We start from the raw sequence: 16,279 nt of genomic DNA, 5'->3' as shown, positions 1-16,279 counted from the left end.
GGCGCGGGCAGTGACGGTTCGACCGTTTCCCAACGCATCCAGCGCGTCCAGCGAGGCACCTCCCTCTTCGTCACGGCCTGGCCAATGACTGTTCATTCCCCACTGCGTCGTCCCCCACGAATTTCCTGTGTCATCTGTGCTTACAACGAAGCGCCCCGCATCGGCAGCGTGCTGGCCGTGGCCGCCGCGCACCCTTTGTTCGGCGAGGTCATCGTGGTGGACGACGGTTCGACCGACGGCACCGCCGAGGTCGTCGAGCGCTTCACATCGGTACAACTGATCCGGTGCGGCGAAAACCGCGGTAAAAGCGCCGCCTTGGCGGCCGGAATCGCGGCCGCGCAAGGCGAGCTGATCATGCTGCTGGATGCCGATTTGAAGGGACTGACTGCCGAGTACATCGGCGCGCTCGCCCTGCCCGTTTTGCAAGGCAGCGCGCAAGTGAGCCTGAGTTTGCGCCAGAACAGCCTGTTGGCGTTTCGCGCCATCGGCCTCGATTTCGTTTCCGGCGAACGGGTGGTCAAAAAAACGCTGCTGGGCGAAGTGCTGCAGGAGGTTCGCGGTTTGCCGCGCTTCGGCGTCGAGGTGTTCATGAATCGCAGGATCATCGAGCGCCGTCTGCCCATCGCGGTCACTCACTGGCCGCACGTCACGCAGGCGCGCAAGACCGAGAAACTCGGCTACTGGAAGGGCATCCGCGCGGAATGGCGCATGATCGCGGATCTCCTGAAGGTGGTTTATCCGCTCGCGCTGATTTCACAAACCTTTCAACTGCTTTGCTTGCGCATCGACCACGGCCCACGGGCGCGTTTTTCGGCGCGCATCAGAAAAGCACCCGATAACTCGCGGTGAAGCGCGTTCGCCGCGCCGTTGCGTTTGCTTTAACCTGCGGGGCTCATTCGGCTGCGGTGAGCGTGCCGCCCCTCGTCGCCAGCGCAACGAAACCTGCCGCGCCCAGCATCAGCGGGCAGTAAAGCGTCGCGAAGCGCCACTGCACCAGTGCCGTCGCGAGGCTCGCACGGGGCACCCAGCTCGCGAACGCGGCAGCCAGCGCGATATCGCCCGTGCCGCCGCCCGCGGGCACGCCGGTCCACAGCGCGGCATGCAGGGCGACGGCCTGCACGGCCAGAACGAAACCCAACGGCAGGCGGTAGCCGAGTTCGCGCAAGATAAACCAGATGGCGCCATAGCGCAGCAGCCATTGCAGCGTCGTCAGCAGCAACAATGCGGCAAGCCGCCACTTCGGCACGGCGACCAGTTCCAGCCATTGCCCGCGAACGCTGCGGCAAAACCGGCTCCACCTCGCCCGGCGCTCGTTCAGCCAGCGAACCCGCCGGCCGGTGGCATCCAACGCGGCTGCCAAACGCTGACGGTTGACCCAGAAGACGCCCACGACAAAAGCACCGCCGGCCAGCACGCCGAACACGACAGGCGCACTCGCGACTGGGATCACTTGCATCAGCGGCCCGAATGCGAACAGAAGAGAAATCGGCACAGCGGTCGCGAAAAACGCCAGGTCGAGCGCCTGATCCGCACCGACGACCGTGGTCGCCAGTGACCAGGGCGCGCCCGCGCGCTGCAGCAAGCCGATGTTGACCCCATAGCCCGCCGCGCCCAGCGGAGAGGCCAGAAACGCGAAATCGGTGGCCAGGGTGATGGCGAAAGTGCGCAGAAAACTCACGCGAAAGCCGAGCGCGGTTTGCATCAGATGCAGCTTGCCGGCCTTGGCCAGCGCGCTGACTGCGGCACTCGCGACCAGCGCGACGAAGACGTACAGGGAGATGTCGCGCAGCCCGGCGAGCGCGGCTTGCGAATTGAGGACAAAAGGCGCGCCGATGGCGAGGCCGATACCGGCAAGCGCCACCAGCACTGCCGCTTTACGCGTATGTGATCCGATCACGGAGAGGCCTCAGCAGGCGCGGTTAGCAAGGCGCCGTTCTCCGCACGACGCGGCATGCATGGCGCCGCGTCGCGTCGCGTGAAATCGAGGCCCTCGGGTGCCTCATGATATTCGATCAAAGCTGCGATTTCGTGACGGCGCGTGACAGTGCGTAACAGCACGTGACGCCGCGTGACGGTGGTGCGCGGCCCACATCATGCCGGCGTCGATGCCCGGTACGGGCGGCTCGCTCGTGCCGTGCTGCCCGGCATGTCTAGCGCTCGGACGGCAACTGCCCCCATGCGACCAGTACCTTCTGAATGCCCCGTGCATAGGCGTCGCGCTGTTTCGGCGTTTCCGAATGATAGGCGCCGATCGCGCGCCAGGTATTGCCGTGCTTGACCATCTTCTGTTTCAGCAGCCAGGCGGCCACGTAGACGTTGACGCACGGGTCGATCAGCGCGCGATGCGGCACGCCTTCGCGCGCAAGGTCGCCGAAATGAATCGAATTGATCTGCAACTGACCGACGTCGATCGAACCGTTCGCGTTCCGCCGGATTGCGCTCGGGTCGCCCTTCGATTCGTACCACGCAACGGCGCGCAACACCCACGGGTTGACGCCCTGATAAGCCGCGGCTTCGTTGAAGCAATCGTCGGCTGCATGCACCGAACCGTACGCCAACAAGCATGCGAGCGCAGCGAGGCCGAATTTCAAGGACATGATTCATCCTTTCGCTTGATAGCGATAAAGAGTAGTGAGCTCCGGGTCGCCGGCCGGTTTACCTGCTCGACGCCTGATCGATCTGCCGTTGCACGGATTCGAGGTAAGCATGCGAGGCGTCGGATACGACGAGCCGTGCGACCGGAACCGGAGGCGGTTTGTTCTCCTGAACGTGTACCGGCGCACGCGCTTTCTTTCGATGCAGCGTCGGCTTCGCCGGCAACTCGTCATCGTCGCCGCTCGACGGTGGCAGCATCGCCAGCGTCGGCAACGGCGGATAGACCTTGTCCGCCGCAGCGGGAAAAGCGCTCGCCGACTGCAGGTCGGCGCCCGGCTGCCCCGCGAAGGCCGGCGCGCTCAGCAGCGTTGCCAACACCAGTAAAGTCATCCGGACCATCACGATGGCCTCCTTCATTGAACCGTCCTGATCGACACGCTATATGGCTGACCGAGGCCGGCGGTCCGATTCTCGAAGCTCACCTTTGTCATCCGCTGGGTCGGCACGCCCTTCCAGACAGCCTGATTCAGGTACGCAAAATCCTGGCCCAGCGCGGTGACGAGAACGACCGTGGACTGCTTCTGCGCGGCAGCCAATGCGCCTGCCTTGGCGAGCACAGCGGTGAGCTGCGGGTCGCGCGCGCCGAGCGCGTCCGGCGGAATCTCGAAACTGATGACCTCGTTCGGCGCCTTGTCCGGGCGTGCGGCAGTCGGTGGAGGCATTTGTGCGCATCCGGCCAACGCAAGCATGGGTACCGCAAACAACACCTGTCGCTTCACACGAATCTCCAGTCAGTCCTGTTGCTATAACGAGGTTTTCGGCAGGCTGACGGAGAAAGTTGATAGACGGAAAACTGGCCTGCGCAAATCAAAAGGAGTTACCTCAAGATTCGCGCAAACGATTGCTCCGGCGCTCGGCGAAGCACCGTTCGAAGCAAAGTTGCCTCGTTGTTTCGGGCGTGAAATCGTCTGATGATTGGCTGTCGAAAAGCGGTTTCGACGCGCGGCACAGGCGGGATGGATGAATCGGGGAGCAATGGATCAGGCGGCGAGGTTCTCAGGCCGCCTGCGAGGCTGAAGGCGTGCTGGCCGTTTATCGGCGCGCGTCAGGTCGACAGCGGCACGCGTTCCGGCTCGTCCGCTTCGAACCACGCCGGATTGCGCTCGGCAATCGGAACGAGCGACACCAGAATCTCGCGCAGATGGCTGCGCATCGCTTCTTCCGCGGCGCTCGGGTCGTGCGCGCGCAGGCCCGCCAGAATTTTTGCGTGTTGCCTGATCAGCAGATCGAGCGGCGACACCTCGGGCAGGCTCAAATAGCGCACTCGATCCATCTGCGCCTTGATGTCCTGAATGGTGTCCCATGCCGCCGTGCAGTCGATGGCTTGCGCGATCGCATAGTGAAACGCCTCGTCGAGCGCGAGGAACGCGGCGGTGTCGCTCGATTTCGCCGCGAGCTTCTGATCGCGCAGATTGTCGGCGAGCGCCTGCAACTGTTCGTCGGTGATCGACACGGCTGCCTTGCGGACTACCGCGGTCTCGATCGCCTCGCGAATGAAGCGGCCTTCACGCACCTGACGCGGCGATATGCGTTTAACGAAGGTGCCGCGCTGCGGCAATACCTGCAGCACGCCCGCTTCGACCAGCTTGATGAACGCTTCGCGCACCGGCTGCCGCGACACCTGAAACATGTCCGAGACTTCCTTCTCCGAGAGCGGCGTGCCCGGCACCAATTGACCGGCGAAAATCGCCTGGCGCAACGCGCGGAAAATCTGCTTGCCGACCGGCTCGTGGGAATCGAACGAGACCTCGGCGGCGAGATCCGGGAGCGCAACGCGAGGGCCGCCCTGCAAGCTCGCGCGACGCCGCGTGCGAGGTGCAGCGAGCGCCGCATCGGCGGAGAAAGACGACTTGGCAGCGCGGAGGTTTTTATTCGGCATCAGGCAAAACAGCGGACGAAATATGAGGGAGACGGCACGCGCGTTCAGGCTATGCAGGCGTGTCGCACCATACTACCATGCACGTTTCATCCGCAGCGCGCTGCCGCGCGGTTCGCGAATCCATACCAGCGAACACACCGCGCCGAGCACCGCAACCGCGCCCGCCAGCACGAACGCACTGCCGTAAGCGCCGTGTGTCGCTTCGACGATGAAGCCGGTCACCGCAGGCCCGATCACGCCGGCCAGATTCGCCAGCAGGTGCACGAAGCCGCCGACGCCACCCACGTGTTCGCGCGGCACGGTATCCTGAATCACGGCCCAGTAGACCGCGCCCGTCACATACAGGAAGAAGATCGACACCGACATCAGCGCGACCGCGCCCTGCATGCTGGCGACACGGCCGGCCAACGCAACGCACACCGCTGCCGCGCCGAGACATGTGCCGAGCACGATCTTGCGCGACAGCAGCGGCTTGCCGGTCAAGCGCAAGATGAGGTCCGAGATGAAGCCGCCTGCCGCCAGCCCGATGCTGCCGAGCAGCCATGGAATCACCGTCGCGAAGCTCATGTCGTGCAAGCTCAGGTGATGCGCTTCGGTCAGGTAGGTCGGGAACCACGACAGGAAAAAGAACAACACGTAGTTATAGGAAAAGAACGCAAAGGCGGTCGCCAGAATGATCGGCTTGCGCAGAAAGTGGCCCAGGCCGAGCCGCTCGCCATCGGCGGAGTGAGCAATGGCATGTTCATCGGCCTGGCCCGCGCGGATGAGTTCGATCTCTTCAGGCGTCACACGCGAATTCCCGTGCGGATGTTCGGTGGTCGCCGCCGCCCACAAGACGAGCCACGCGAGCCCCAGCATCATGATCGCGACAAAGGCCCAGCGCCAGCCGAACTGCACCGCCATAAAGCCGACCACCGGACCTGCCAGCGCGCCGCCGAGCGGCGTGCCCGAACTGATCACGCCGATCGCGCTCGCGACTTCCTTGCGTGGGAACCAGTTATTGACCATCTTGCTGTTCGACGAACTGAACGGACCTTCGCCCATGCCGAACAACACGCGCAGCACGATCAGCGAACCGATGCCGGTCGCCAACGCGGTCGCGCCGCAGAAAATCGACCAGACGCCCATCGCGGTGCCGAACACCCGCTTCGCGCCGACTTTATCCGCGAGCACGCCGCCAACAAAATTGAACAGCGCATAGCCGACGAAAAAACTGCTGAACACGATGCCCATCTGCGCATGCGAGAAGTGCAGGTCTTTCTGTATCAGCGGCGCGGCGATCGACAGCGCCGAGCGGTCGAGATAGTTGATCACGCCTGCCAGAAACAGCAGCGCGACGACAAACCAGCGTTGGCTCCTGATCATCGAATGTCTCCTTCGGTTCGCCTCGTGACGGGCGCTTGAATGAAATTGTGAAGGCGCGGCGGATGCGACGCCCTGGTAACGGTCAGCGGCTAGTCGAAGTTCAGATGCACCTTCATCGATTGCGAGCGGTCGAGCGCTATTTCGAACGCGTGATTCGCTTCGTTCATCGCGAAAGAATGCGTCATCAGCGGTCGCAGATCGACCTTGCCTGAGGCGATTTCATCGGCGGCGATCGCGTATTCGTCGGTGAAACGGAACGAGCCCTGGTAGCGGAGCTCTCTCGCCATCACGAGATTGGCCGCCACCGGCGATTGGCCGGCCGGCAGATTGCCTACCTGGATCACCGTGCCGCCCGCGCGCGCCGAGCGCAGCGCCGTGTCGAGACCGGCGGGACTGCCCGACGCTTCGATGACGACGTCGAAGGTGCCGCGCTGCGCGGACCATTGATCGATCGTGGCGCGATCGGTGGCGTTCACAACCTGATCCGCGCCGAGTTGCCAGGCGACCTGCAACGCGCGGCTCGACAGATCGAGCGCAACCGTGCGATGCGCGCCCGCGCGGCGTGCCACCGTCAGCAGAATGCAGCCGATCGGCCCGCAACCCACCAGCAAGACACTCGCGCCGACCAGCGAGCCGGCCTGCTTCACAGCGTGCAACGCGACGGCGAGCGGCTCGGCCATCGACGCCTGAGCGAAATCGACACCGTTCGGCACCGGCACGCACTGCCGCGCCGCAACGACGATGTACTGACGGAACATGCCTTGCATATGCGGAAACGTCGAAGCGCTGCCCATGAAGCGCATGTCGAGACAGTGATTCGGCATGCCGCCGATGCAAAAGCGGCAAGTCCCGCATGCCAGCCCCGGATTGACGGCGACGCGCTGCCCTGGCGTCAGGCTCGTTTCCGCGCTCACGTCCGCGCCGAGCGAATCGATCTCGCCGGCCACTTCATGCCCGAGCACGAACGGCTCGCGCACCGCGAAATCGCCGCTCCTGCCTTTGAAGTAGTACGAGAGATCGGAGCCGCAAATGCCGCCGGCGCGCACGCGCACGCGTACCTGGCCTGGGCCGGGTTCGGGCGGATCGACTTCGTCGATGCGGATCAGTTTGGGTTCGTGAAGGACGGCTGCCAGCATGGTGAACTCCGGTAGGGCAAAGGCCGCACGCTTAGTGCTGCGCGATTGACGATGAAGACGAAGATGAGAGCCCATTCACCAGTTCCAAAGCGTCCCATCGTCGAGACGCGCGACCGGCAGCCAGGCCGGGTCGTACGGATAGCGCGCGGCAGCCGCTTCGTCGATATCGACGCCGTGGCCCGGCGCCTCGCCTGGATGCATCATCCCGTTGTCGAAACGCCATGCATGCGGGAATACCTCGAGCGCTTCGGCAGGAAAGCCCATGTACTCCTGCACGCCGAAGTTCGGCACCCACAGATCGAAATGCAGCGCCGCGCCCATGCACACCGGCGACAGATCGGATGGACCGTGGCAACCGGTACGCACCTGGTACAGCGAAGCGAAATCGGCAATACGCCGCAGATGCGTAATGCCGCCCGCGTGCGTCAAGGTCGCGCGGATGTAGTCGATCAACTGCTCCTCGATCAACTGTTTGCAATCCCAAATGCTGTTGAAGACTTCGCCGACCGCGATCGGCGTGACCGTATGCTCGCGAATCAGCCGGAAGCCGGCCTGGTTTTCGGCAGGCGTCGGGTCTTCCATCCAGAAGAGCCGATACGGCTCGACCGACTTGCCGAGGCGCGCCGCTTCGATCGGCGTCAAACGGTGGTGGACGTCATGCAGCAAATGCGTGTCGAAGCCGAATTTGTCGCGCACCGCTTCGAACAGTTTCGGCACGAAGTCGAGATACTTTTCCGACGACCAGCTCTGTTCTTCGACCGCGCCCTTGGTGGCCGGCTCGTACATGCCACTGCCTTTCGACACGCCGTACACCGCACGCATATTCGGCACGCCGCATTGAATGCGAATGGCCCGGTATCCGGCCTCGATGTGCTCGGCGTAGCGATCGAGCGCTTCGGGAATGTCACGGCCGGTGGCATGACCGTACACCATCACACCGTCGCGCGACGCGCCGCCGAGCAGCTTGTACAGCGGCACACCCGTCACCTTGCCGAGAATGTCCCACAGCGCCATATCGACCGCGGCGATCGCCGTCATCGTGACCGGCCCGCGCCGCCAGTACGCGCCTTTGTACAGATATTGCCAGGTGTCTTCGATACGGCCCGGGTCGCGGCCGATCAGGAGCGGACACACATGGTCTTTCAGATACGACGCGACTGCGAGCTCGCGACCGTTCAGCGTTGCATCGCCGATGCCGTGCACGCCTTCGTCGGTGACGATTTTCAGCGTGACGAAATTACGGCCCGGGCACGTGACGATCACGTCGGCGCGAACGATCTTCATGACAGCTTCCTTGCAGAGGCGAGTGGCAGACCGCGACATACGGCGGCACGCAACTTGCAGCTTTTCGTGGTGGTTTCGAGCGGCGGCCGAGGTGCAAAAACACGTGTGTCATGCATCACTCACGCCGTTCGAACGATGCTACCATACAAGTATATCAAGTCGTCAAATCAGGGTTTTCCCGTTGTTTCCCCGCTGGTTCCCGTTAATCGACATTATTTCGACGTCGTTTTTCAAGCTGTTTCCGCTACCTGGATTCCATCTCATGACATCTGCCGCCGCCCTGCCTCGCCTCAGCCGTCAAGCATTGCCCGTGCTGGAAACCCACCTGTTATCGACGCAGTGGCGCGAGCCGCGCATCGGCATCGTTCATCTGGGCATCGGCAATTTTCATCGCGCGCATCAGGTGCTTTATACGGAAGAAGCCATGCTGGCCGCGGGTGGCGATTGGGGCATTTGCGGCGTGACGCTGCAAGGCGACCTCGGCAAGCGCGACACGCTCATGGAACAGCAAGGTCTGTACAGCGTGGTCGAGCGCGGGCCGGACGGCGCCAAGGTGACCGTCGTGCGCGCGCTGCGGGAAGTGCTGGCCATGCCGCACGATCATGCAGCGCTGTTCGCGCGCCTCGCCGATCCACGGGTGCGAATCGTTTCGCTGACGGTGACTGAAAAAGGTTATTGCCGCGATCCGAAAACCGGCGAGGTCGCGCTCGACGACGACGCCGTCGCGCACGATCTGGCGCACCCGCTCTCCCCGCGCACAGTCCCGGGCATTCTCGTGGCCGCGTTGCGCGAGCGGCGCGGCGATGCGGACATCGCGGACGGCAAACCATTTACCGTGCTGTCGTGCGACAACCTTGCGCATAACGGTGCTGCACTGCGTCAGGTGGTCTGTTCGTTCGCCCGGCAACTCGATCCTTCACTGGCCGACTGGATCGCCGCCGAGGTCGCGTTTCCATCGACGATGGTCGACCGCATCGTGCCGGCAACCACCGAAGACGAACGCGCTTCGGCCGCCGCCGCGCTCGGCTATCGGGACGCCGCGCCGGTGCCATGCGAGCCGTTCCGGCAATGGGTCATCGAAGACCGTTTTCCGGGGGGACGTCCTGGGTGGGACGCGGTTGGCGCGCAACTCGTCGACGACGTCACGCCGTTCGAGCTGGCGAAGCTGCGCATGCTGAACGGCGCGCATTCGACGCTCGCCTATCTGTCGATGCTAGGCGGCTTCGACACCATCGACACGGCGATCGCCGACCCCGCCATGCGCAATCTCATTCACGCGATGATGACGCACGAAATCGCGCCGACGCTGACCGTGCCCGCGTCATTCGACCTGCTCGCCTATCGGGACGCATTGCTCGATCGTTACGCGAACCCGGCACTCAAACATCGCTGCGCACAGATTGCAATGGACGGCAGTCAGAAGATTCCGCCGCGTTTGCTCGGCACGATTGCCGCGAGGATCGAGGCGGGCCAGCCATTCACGCGCCTCGCGCTGGCGATCGCGGCATGGATGATGTTTTTGCGTGGCCATGCGGACGACGGCACGCGCTACGAAATCAGCGATCCGCTTGGCGATAGGCTGAAGGCGCTTGCAACGTCGGCGCGTGGTGAACCGCAGGCGCTGCTTGCCGCGTTACTGTCCGTGCGCGAAGTATTTCCGGAGCAGCTTGCCGCGCTGCCGCTCTTCGCAACAACCCTTCATGACGCATTGCAGTTGCTCCATGACCACGGCGCACGCGGTGCGATAGCCGCTGCGCAATGAACACGCTCCTTGCCGCAAGCATCCGGACCGCAAGGTTCGGCACGGCTCACCGCATCAAACCGGCGCTTCAGGCAGCAGGCTCGACCCGCTGCCTTCCGCGTCCTCCTGCATGCCCCGCTCCTGCATACCCCGCTCCTGCTCGCGCTTCTGCGCATCGAGCAGATCCCGGTAGCTCAGATACGCACAACGTCCGCCGGATTTGGCCGCGTACATCGCGGCGTCGGCGTTGAGCAGCAACTCCTCGGCTGTCACGCTATCGGCCGGAAACTGGCTGATGCCGATGCTGGCGCCCACCGTCATGCAATGTGCGTCGATCACCAATTCCTCATTCAACGTGTCCATGATCCGCGCAGCGATCTTTGGCGCCGCGTCGGCAGAACGCGAGCCTTCGAGCAGCGCGATGAACTCGTCGCCGCCCAGCCGCGCCACGACGTCTGTTGCGATCAGCTCATGCCTCAGACGCCGCGCCATCGCAACGAGCACCTTGTCGCCAACGGAATGACCGAACTGGTCGTTGATCTGCTTGAAGCGGTCCAGATCGATGAACAGCACGGCGAGCCGTTCACCGCGCCTCGTCGCTTCTTCGATCGCCGCTTCGAGCTTCTGCATGAACAACATGCGGTTGGGCAGGCCGGTCAAGCCATCGTGCGTGGCGAGATGAACGAGTTCATGTTGCTTGTTATGCAGTACATCCATTTGCGCCTTGATTTCGCGGCGCAGACGATCGAAGCAGCGCGCCAGTACACCGATTTCGTCGGTACGTTTGAGCGGCAGCGTTTCCATCGCTTGGCCCGCGAACAGATGGGTCGCGGCGTGCGCCAGAATATGCAAAGGTTTGGTCAATGCGCGAGCGAACAGGATTGCGAGGATAATCGCCATCGCGCTCGAGACCAACACCATCCGAATGATTCGATCGCCCAGCAGGTTGGCGTCGGACAGTACGTCGGCAAGCGGCTTGGCGAGGCCCAGTACGATGAAGCGGTTGCCTTCCGACACGCCGAACGGTCTGCGAACGAAGGCGAGCACCTGACCGGCAGCCTGCCCCGGCAGCGTGAGACCGTTCAGAAGTACTTCGCTTCTGGACTGCTCGAAGAGCGGCCGCGTAGCGGCAAAACTGTCCTGCATGAAGACGCGCCGTCCGTTGTCGAAGCCGAACGTTTTCGAGGCATCGGGATGGACCAGGAAATCGCCCCACTCGTTGGCGAGATAGACCTGGTAGTCGCTCGGCAGATCGCTCTGTAGACGTTTGAGCAGTCCGGCGAGGTCGATGTCGAGGACCACGACACCCACCACCGCGCCGCTTGCGTTCGCCACCGGCGTGCCGAGCCGCAGCGTCGGTTTGCCTTCGGCGGAATGTGCGCCGTGTTCGCGATTGATCGTGATCGGCGAGGTATAGATGCGGCCCGGCGCCAGCGCCAGCGTATCGAACACGTACGAAAACTGGCCTTTTTCCTGCAAGGCGCTCCCCTCGACTCGCACCGCGCGGTTGGCATCGCGATCGAAACGGATCAATTCCAGCCCGTAGTGTTGACGGGCAATCAGACGGATCTGCAAATATTCGGCGTGGTGAGCCATGAAACTGGCGAATACCTGCGCCAGCCTTTCGCGCGATTTATTTGCGCCGAGACCGTTGTCGAACTGCGCGACGGCGGCCGCGGACGGCATGCCGCCGAGCACCTGCGCATCGGCGGCGGCGTCGCCGATCTCCACTGAAAAGCGCTGACCCAACAGTTCCGTCGAGGTCAGCAGGCTGCGTTCGGCTTCGCTCACCAGCATCGTGCGATTGGCGCGATACGCGTAATAGCCGGTCGCTCCGGACGCAAGCACGCCGATGCACGCAAGCAGCACCGATAACTTGAAAGTGAGCCCCGGGCGCATGATCAAAAGCGCTCCGACCGGTCTCCCGACACGATTCTGCTCCACAGGTCCTCGCGCCGCTGAATGTCCTCCACCGGACCGATCCAGACGATGTGCGCGTCGTCGCTGTTTTCCGCGGGCGCCGTCAACGTGTTGGCCAGCCCCTGGCGCTGCGTCAACAATGCGCTCACGTCCGGTTCGAGCATGTAATTGATCCACGCGAGCGCGAGCGGACGATCGGCCGCCGAACTCGTCATCGCCCAGCAGTCGAGCCACGCGAGCACGCCTTCGTCGGGAATCACATAGCCCACATCCGCGCCGGCGCGGCGCAGCAAAGCGACCTGCTGGGTGCCATAGTTGCCGAACATCAAGGCAACCTTATGCTGGATGAAGAACGCGGTCGCCTCTTCCGGCAACGTGTAATACGTCAGCAGATTGCGGCGCAAATCGACCAGTTTGCGAGCGATCACGCGCATTTGTACGGCATCGAGTTGAAAGGGATGGGCATAACCCAGCGCCAGCGCGGTGAACGATAAATTATGCTGGGCACTGTTGAAGTCGAGGACCTTGCCGCGGTAACGCGGATTCCACAATTCGCGCATCGAGCGCGGCGCAACGGCGAACTGCTTGCGATCATAGATCAGTCCCATCGACGAATACGTGAATGGAATGGCGTACACCTTGCCTGCCGCGGTCAGTCCCGCGATCGACGACAGCGCCTGAAAACGCGGCAATTGTCTTCTGGTATTGGGCAGACTGGCCAGATCGAGCGGCGCCAGCAGATTCGCCCGGGTATAGCGCTGGATTTCGGCGGTATTGGCTGCCAGCACGTCGAATTGCGGCGCGCCGTGGGCGTGCATCTGGTTCCATAGCGCCTCGTCGGAATCGACCAGCGTGACTTCCACCTTCGCGTGGAAACGCGTTTCGAAAGCCTTGACCACGTCGCTGTCCGCGTATCCCGGCCATGCCAGCACACGCAGGACTTTCTCGCCGGCGGCGACCGGTGCCGCCGACAAAAGGCTAGCGCAGAAAACGGCGCTTGGCAGCAGTGTCAAAAAACCGGAAGCAAGGCCGTTGCGCGATGGCTTCGAGCGTCTTGCACCGGATACGATTCGCCGCCAGAAGGATGGGATGCCGCAGCGCATTTCATCTGCCTCCAAATCGTGTGCATTCACTCAACACCATTCGGCAGGATGCCGTAACGACCACAGTCCACAGCCGCATGGCATTCGGCTGCCGGCGTGGTGCTCGATGGCTTCGATGACCTTGTTCAGACAGATATTGCTTATGCCGCGCGGTAGGCACGCAGCGCGTTGATCATAGCGCCAGGAAGCGCGTTTTTGGCCGGGCCTTGCCGGCGGCGACAGAAACAGGCTGCTGGCAGGATGCACTAAACGCGCTCACTTTATATATAACGACCAGTCTCGCAGGATCTTTAACCGAACCGGGGCGTTCAGCGTGCGCGTTCCGGCGCGCCTGAAGTGGCGCCGTCAGCCCTGAACTTACGAATTCTTCCGGTAAGGAATCAGGCGGTTTTTACAGCATGCTGATCGACAACGTTAAAGACGCCGAAAATCGACGCCGCAATTCCCTTCGAATTCAGACATTAGCCAATTTCTTTGCAACATCTTTACAAGGCGTTAAACGACGCGTAACCGCGACGCAGCGTGCATTGGCGGCGCCGTCAGATTTCCACCATATTCAGGCTTTAGAAGCAATTCTCGCCCGCTATCCGGTGTTTCACTAGCTACCCAATCTTTTTGACCTGATAAGCTTGGCGCGCGCTGCTGGCCGCCCCGGCCGGCAGCTTAAACCCAAGTCCGGTCGTGAGTCGCGCCGGACTTCCCGCCGCGGCACAACCGCATGCGGGAGTATTCGAACTACACCGAGGAGTTAAACAGTGAAAAAACTGCTAGCGGCTTTGACGGTTGCTTTGCTTGCCACCGTCTCGATTGGCGCACACGCTAAAGATTGGTCGACTATCCGTTTCGGCGTTGACGCCAGCTACCCCCCGTTTGAGTCGAAGGGCTCGGACGGCAAGCTCGTTGGCTTCGACATCGACCTCGGCAATGAAATCTGCGCACGCCTGAAGGCCAAATGCGTTTGGGTTGAAAACGACTTCGACGGCATGATCCCGGCACTGAAGGCGAAGAAGTTCGACGGCGTGCTGTCGTCGATGTCGATGACGCCGCAACGCGCTGAGCAGATCGCTTTCTCGGCAAAGCTGTTCAACACGCCGACGCGCCTCGTCGCGAAGAAGGGTTCGGGCATCCTGCCGACGGCTGATTCGCTCAAGGGCAAGACGGTGGGCGTCGAGCAAGGCACGATCCAGGAAACCTACGCGAAGACGTACTGGGAAGCGAAGGGCACGAAGGTCGTGCCGTATCAGAACCAGGACCAGGTCTACGCCGACCTGATCTCCGGCCGTCTGGATGCTGCATTGCAAGACGCGGTGCAAGCTGAGATCGGCTTCCTGAAGACGCCGCGCGGCGCTGGCTTCGACTTCGTCGGCAAGGATCTGGACGATCCGAAGATCCTCGGCAACGGCGCAGGCATCGGCATGCGCAAGGAAGACACCGATCTGAAGACGAAGGTCGACAAGGCCATCGCCGACATCATCAAGGACGGTACGTACAAGAAGCTCGAGAAGAAGTACTTCGACTTCGACGTGTACGGCAGCTAATCCGGCAACCGGGCCGTCACGGCGTACCTGACGGCACGCCCCAGCCAAGCGTAATGAAGACGGGCCCCGCCACACGCGGGGCCCGTTTCTTTTGCACGGCGATCCACAGAACGCCGCACAAAACCACCTGCCGCACCATATCGGCTAAGATCGTGCGATCGAGGCGCCGCGCAACGGCCTGCCCCAGACTGACCACGAATCACTCTTTCCTTTGTAATCAACGACATAGCACGGCACGCGTCACTTGCCGGCGCACTTTGAAAACCATGCAAACCCAAACCCATCCGCTGATTGCCCCGACGCTCGGCACCGCCCGTAACCTGACGAGTTTTCACTACGGTCCCGGCGGCGGGCAGAAGATTTACATCCAGTCGTCGCTGCATGCCGACGAGTTGCCCGGCATGCTGGTGTCGTGGGCGTTGCGCCGCAAGCTCGCGGCGCTGGAAGCCGCCGGCAAGGTGCGCGGCGAGGTCGTGATCGTGCCGGTGGCAAATCCTATCGGCCTGAATCAGCACTTTCTCGGCCACCTGAGCGGCCGCTTCGAGACCAACACCGCGCAGAACTTCAACCGCAACTTCTACGAATTGTCGGCGCTGGTGCAGCCGGGCATCGAGGCGCGCCTGACCGGGGACATCGACGCCAATCGCCTCGCGATCCGCGCGGCGATGCGCGAGGCGCTCGACGAGCAAAAGCCGGAAACCGAGCTCGAATCGCAACGTCTGATGCTGCAAAAGCTGTCCTGCGACGCCGATGTCGTGCTCGATCTGCATTGCGACTGGGAAGCCGCGATGCACCTCTACACGAACCCCGATCTGTGGCCGGAAGTCGAGCCGCTCGCCTGCTATCTGGACGCCAAGGCATCGCTGCTCGCGCTGAATTCGGTGGGCAATCCGTTCGACGAAATTCACAGCTTCTGCTGGTCGGATCTGCGCGCCCGTTACGGCGACCGCTTTCCGATTCCGAACGGCTCGATTTCGGTGACGATCGAACTGCGCGGCCAGCGCGAGGTGTCGTACGAGTACGCCGATCACGACGCGCAAGCAATCATCGAGTACCTGAGCTCGCGCGGCGTGATCGACGGCACGCCCGCGCCGCTGCCGGCGCTCGAATTCGCCGCGACGCCGCTGGCCGGCGCCGAGCCGATCGTCGCGCCGATCAGCGGCGTGCTGGTGTACCGCTGCGAAGTCGGCAGCTGGGTCGACGTGGGTCATGAGATCGCCGACATCGTCGATCCGCTGACCGATCGCGTGGTGACGTTGAAGAGCAGCGTGGCCGGCGTGTTGTACGCGCGGCATCTGACGCGCTTTGCAACGGCTGGGCTGGAGTTCGCGCGCATTGCCGGCGCGAACGCGTTCAGAAGCGGCTCGCTGTTGAGCAATTAACCGGCAACCCGGTTCGTGGCTCGGCCGCTCGCTGCCCGGCAAGTCTTCAGCTATAAAGCAAATCGCCCGCTGCTCAAGCGGGCGATTTGCATTCATGCGGCGGCGGCCACCTCCGACCAGATCTGCGCATCTGGGCCGCTCATCGTGCCGACCTTGAGTTGTTTGTCGTCCGCGTGCGCAAACGTTGCCGTCGACGAAACGGCGGCTATAACCAGCAGATTTTGAATGATTGTCCGGCGTTGCATGCGTTTCCCCACGAGTGATTCTGATTGACAG

Annotated in this window: 15 protein-coding genes and 1 pseudogene; 5 read left to right on the top strand and 11 right to left on the bottom strand. The window is 62.8% G+C overall.

Annotation, left to right across the window (positions count from 1 at the left end; genetic code table 11):
- Positions 1–84: 84 nt before the first annotated feature.
- The gene (locus SB772_RS34020) at positions 85–849 is read left to right on the top strand and encodes a glycosyltransferase family 2 protein (RefSeq protein WP_410837512.1); all 765 of its coding nucleotides are present in this window, start codon (positions 85–87) and stop codon (positions 847–849) included.
- 43 nt (positions 850–892) lie between these two features.
- Here the strand turns inward: SB772_RS34020 and SB772_RS34015 are convergent, their stop codons facing one another.
- The 8 genes from SB772_RS34015 to manD all read right to left on the bottom strand — a co-directional run bounded on the left by SB772_RS34015 (position 893) and on the right by manD (position 8,319).
- On the bottom strand, positions 893–1,897 hold the full coding sequence (locus SB772_RS34015; protein WP_410837511.1) for a lysylphosphatidylglycerol synthase transmembrane domain-containing protein: 1,005 nt from the start codon (positions 1,895–1,897) through the stop codon (positions 893–895).
- Positions 1,898–2,150: 253 nt separating this feature from the next.
- Positions 2,151–2,597 carry a lytic transglycosylase domain-containing protein gene (locus SB772_RS34010; RefSeq protein WP_410837510.1) on the bottom strand — a complete coding sequence of 149 codons (447 nt, stop codon included), beginning with the start codon at positions 2,595–2,597 and terminating at the stop codon, positions 2,151–2,153.
- 58 nt (positions 2,598–2,655) lie between these two features.
- A complete protein-coding gene (locus tag SB772_RS34005) occupies positions 2,656–3,012 on the bottom strand; it encodes a hypothetical protein (RefSeq protein WP_410837509.1) in 357 nt (118 codons plus the stop codon).
- On the bottom strand, positions 3,009–3,317 hold the full coding sequence (locus SB772_RS34000; protein ID WP_410837508.1) for a hypothetical protein: 309 nt from the start codon (positions 3,315–3,317) through the stop codon (positions 3,009–3,011). Before SB772_RS34000 ends, SB772_RS34005 begins: the two co-directional genes overlap by 4 nt.
- 383 nt (positions 3,318–3,700) lie before the next feature.
- Complete coding sequence (locus SB772_RS33995; protein ID WP_410837507.1) at positions 3,701–4,534, bottom strand: GntR family transcriptional regulator; 834 nt, start codon at positions 4,532–4,534, stop codon at positions 3,701–3,703.
- A 72-nt stretch (positions 4,535–4,606) separates the two neighbouring features.
- Positions 4,607–5,899, bottom strand: coding sequence for an MFS transporter (locus SB772_RS33990; protein WP_410837506.1), 1,293 nt, complete (start codon positions 5,897–5,899; stop codon positions 4,607–4,609).
- Between the two features lie 89 nt (positions 5,900–5,988).
- The gene (locus tag SB772_RS33985) at positions 5,989–7,035 is read right to left on the bottom strand and encodes an L-idonate 5-dehydrogenase (RefSeq protein WP_410837505.1); all 1,047 of its coding nucleotides are present in this window, start codon (positions 7,033–7,035) and stop codon (positions 5,989–5,991) included.
- 75 nt (positions 7,036–7,110) lie between these two features.
- On the bottom strand, positions 7,111–8,319 hold the full coding sequence (manD, locus tag SB772_RS33980; RefSeq protein WP_410837504.1) for a D-mannonate dehydratase ManD: 1,209 nt from the start codon (positions 8,317–8,319) through the stop codon (positions 7,111–7,113).
- 262 nt (positions 8,320–8,581) lie between these two features.
- Here manD and SB772_RS33975 point away from each other — a divergent pair, with 262 nt between their 5' ends.
- A complete protein-coding gene (locus SB772_RS33975; RefSeq protein WP_410837503.1) occupies positions 8,582–10,081 on the top strand; it encodes a mannitol dehydrogenase family protein in 1,500 nt (499 codons plus the stop codon).
- A gap of 54 nt (positions 10,082–10,135) precedes the next feature.
- Here SB772_RS33975 and SB772_RS33970 read toward each other — a convergent pair whose 3' ends face one another.
- Together SB772_RS33970 and SB772_RS33965 are read right to left on the bottom strand one after the other, a co-directional pair.
- Positions 10,136–11,962, bottom strand: coding sequence for a diguanylate cyclase domain-containing protein (locus SB772_RS33970; RefSeq protein WP_410837563.1), 1,827 nt, complete (start codon positions 11,960–11,962; stop codon positions 10,136–10,138).
- Positions 11,962–13,083: an extracellular solute-binding protein gene (locus tag SB772_RS33965; protein ID WP_410837502.1), complete on the bottom strand. Its 1,122-nt coding sequence runs from the start codon at positions 13,081–13,083 to the stop codon at positions 11,962–11,964. Before SB772_RS33965 ends, SB772_RS33970 begins: the two co-directional genes overlap by 1 nt.
- 398 nt (positions 13,084–13,481) lie before the next feature.
- Here SB772_RS33965 and SB772_RS33960 point away from each other — a divergent pair, with 398 nt between their 5' ends.
- The 3 genes from SB772_RS33960 to SB772_RS33950 all read left to right on the top strand — a co-directional run bounded on the left by SB772_RS33960 (position 13,482) and on the right by SB772_RS33950 (position 16,003).
- Positions 13,482–13,685, top strand: a complete 204-nt coding sequence (locus SB772_RS33960) for a hypothetical protein (protein WP_410837501.1) — start codon at positions 13,482–13,484, stop codon at positions 13,683–13,685.
- Positions 13,686–13,838: 153 nt separating this feature from the next.
- Positions 13,839–14,621, top strand: a complete 783-nt coding sequence (locus SB772_RS33955) for an ABC transporter substrate-binding protein (protein WP_410837500.1) — start codon at positions 13,839–13,841, stop codon at positions 14,619–14,621.
- Between the two features lie 266 nt (positions 14,622–14,887).
- Complete coding sequence (locus tag SB772_RS33950) at positions 14,888–16,003, top strand: succinylglutamate desuccinylase/aspartoacylase family protein (RefSeq protein ID WP_410837499.1); 1,116 nt, start codon at positions 14,888–14,890, stop codon at positions 16,001–16,003.
- 95 nt (positions 16,004–16,098) lie between these two features.
- On the opposite strand, the pseudogene SB772_RS33945 reads toward SB772_RS33950, so the two are convergent.
- Positions 16,099–16,248 (bottom strand): annotated as a pseudogene (locus tag SB772_RS33945) (metal ABC transporter substrate-binding protein); the annotation flags it as partial.
- Positions 16,249–16,279 lie beyond the last annotated feature (31 nt).

It is taken from the genome of Paraburkholderia sp. SIMBA_030, assembly GCF_046535245.1.
In the GTDB taxonomy this organism is placed as follows: Bacteria; Pseudomonadota; Gammaproteobacteria; order Burkholderiales; family Burkholderiaceae; genus Paraburkholderia.
The sequence above is the reverse complement of the archived record's forward strand: the minus strand, read 5'-3'. Positions and strand labels throughout refer to the sequence as shown.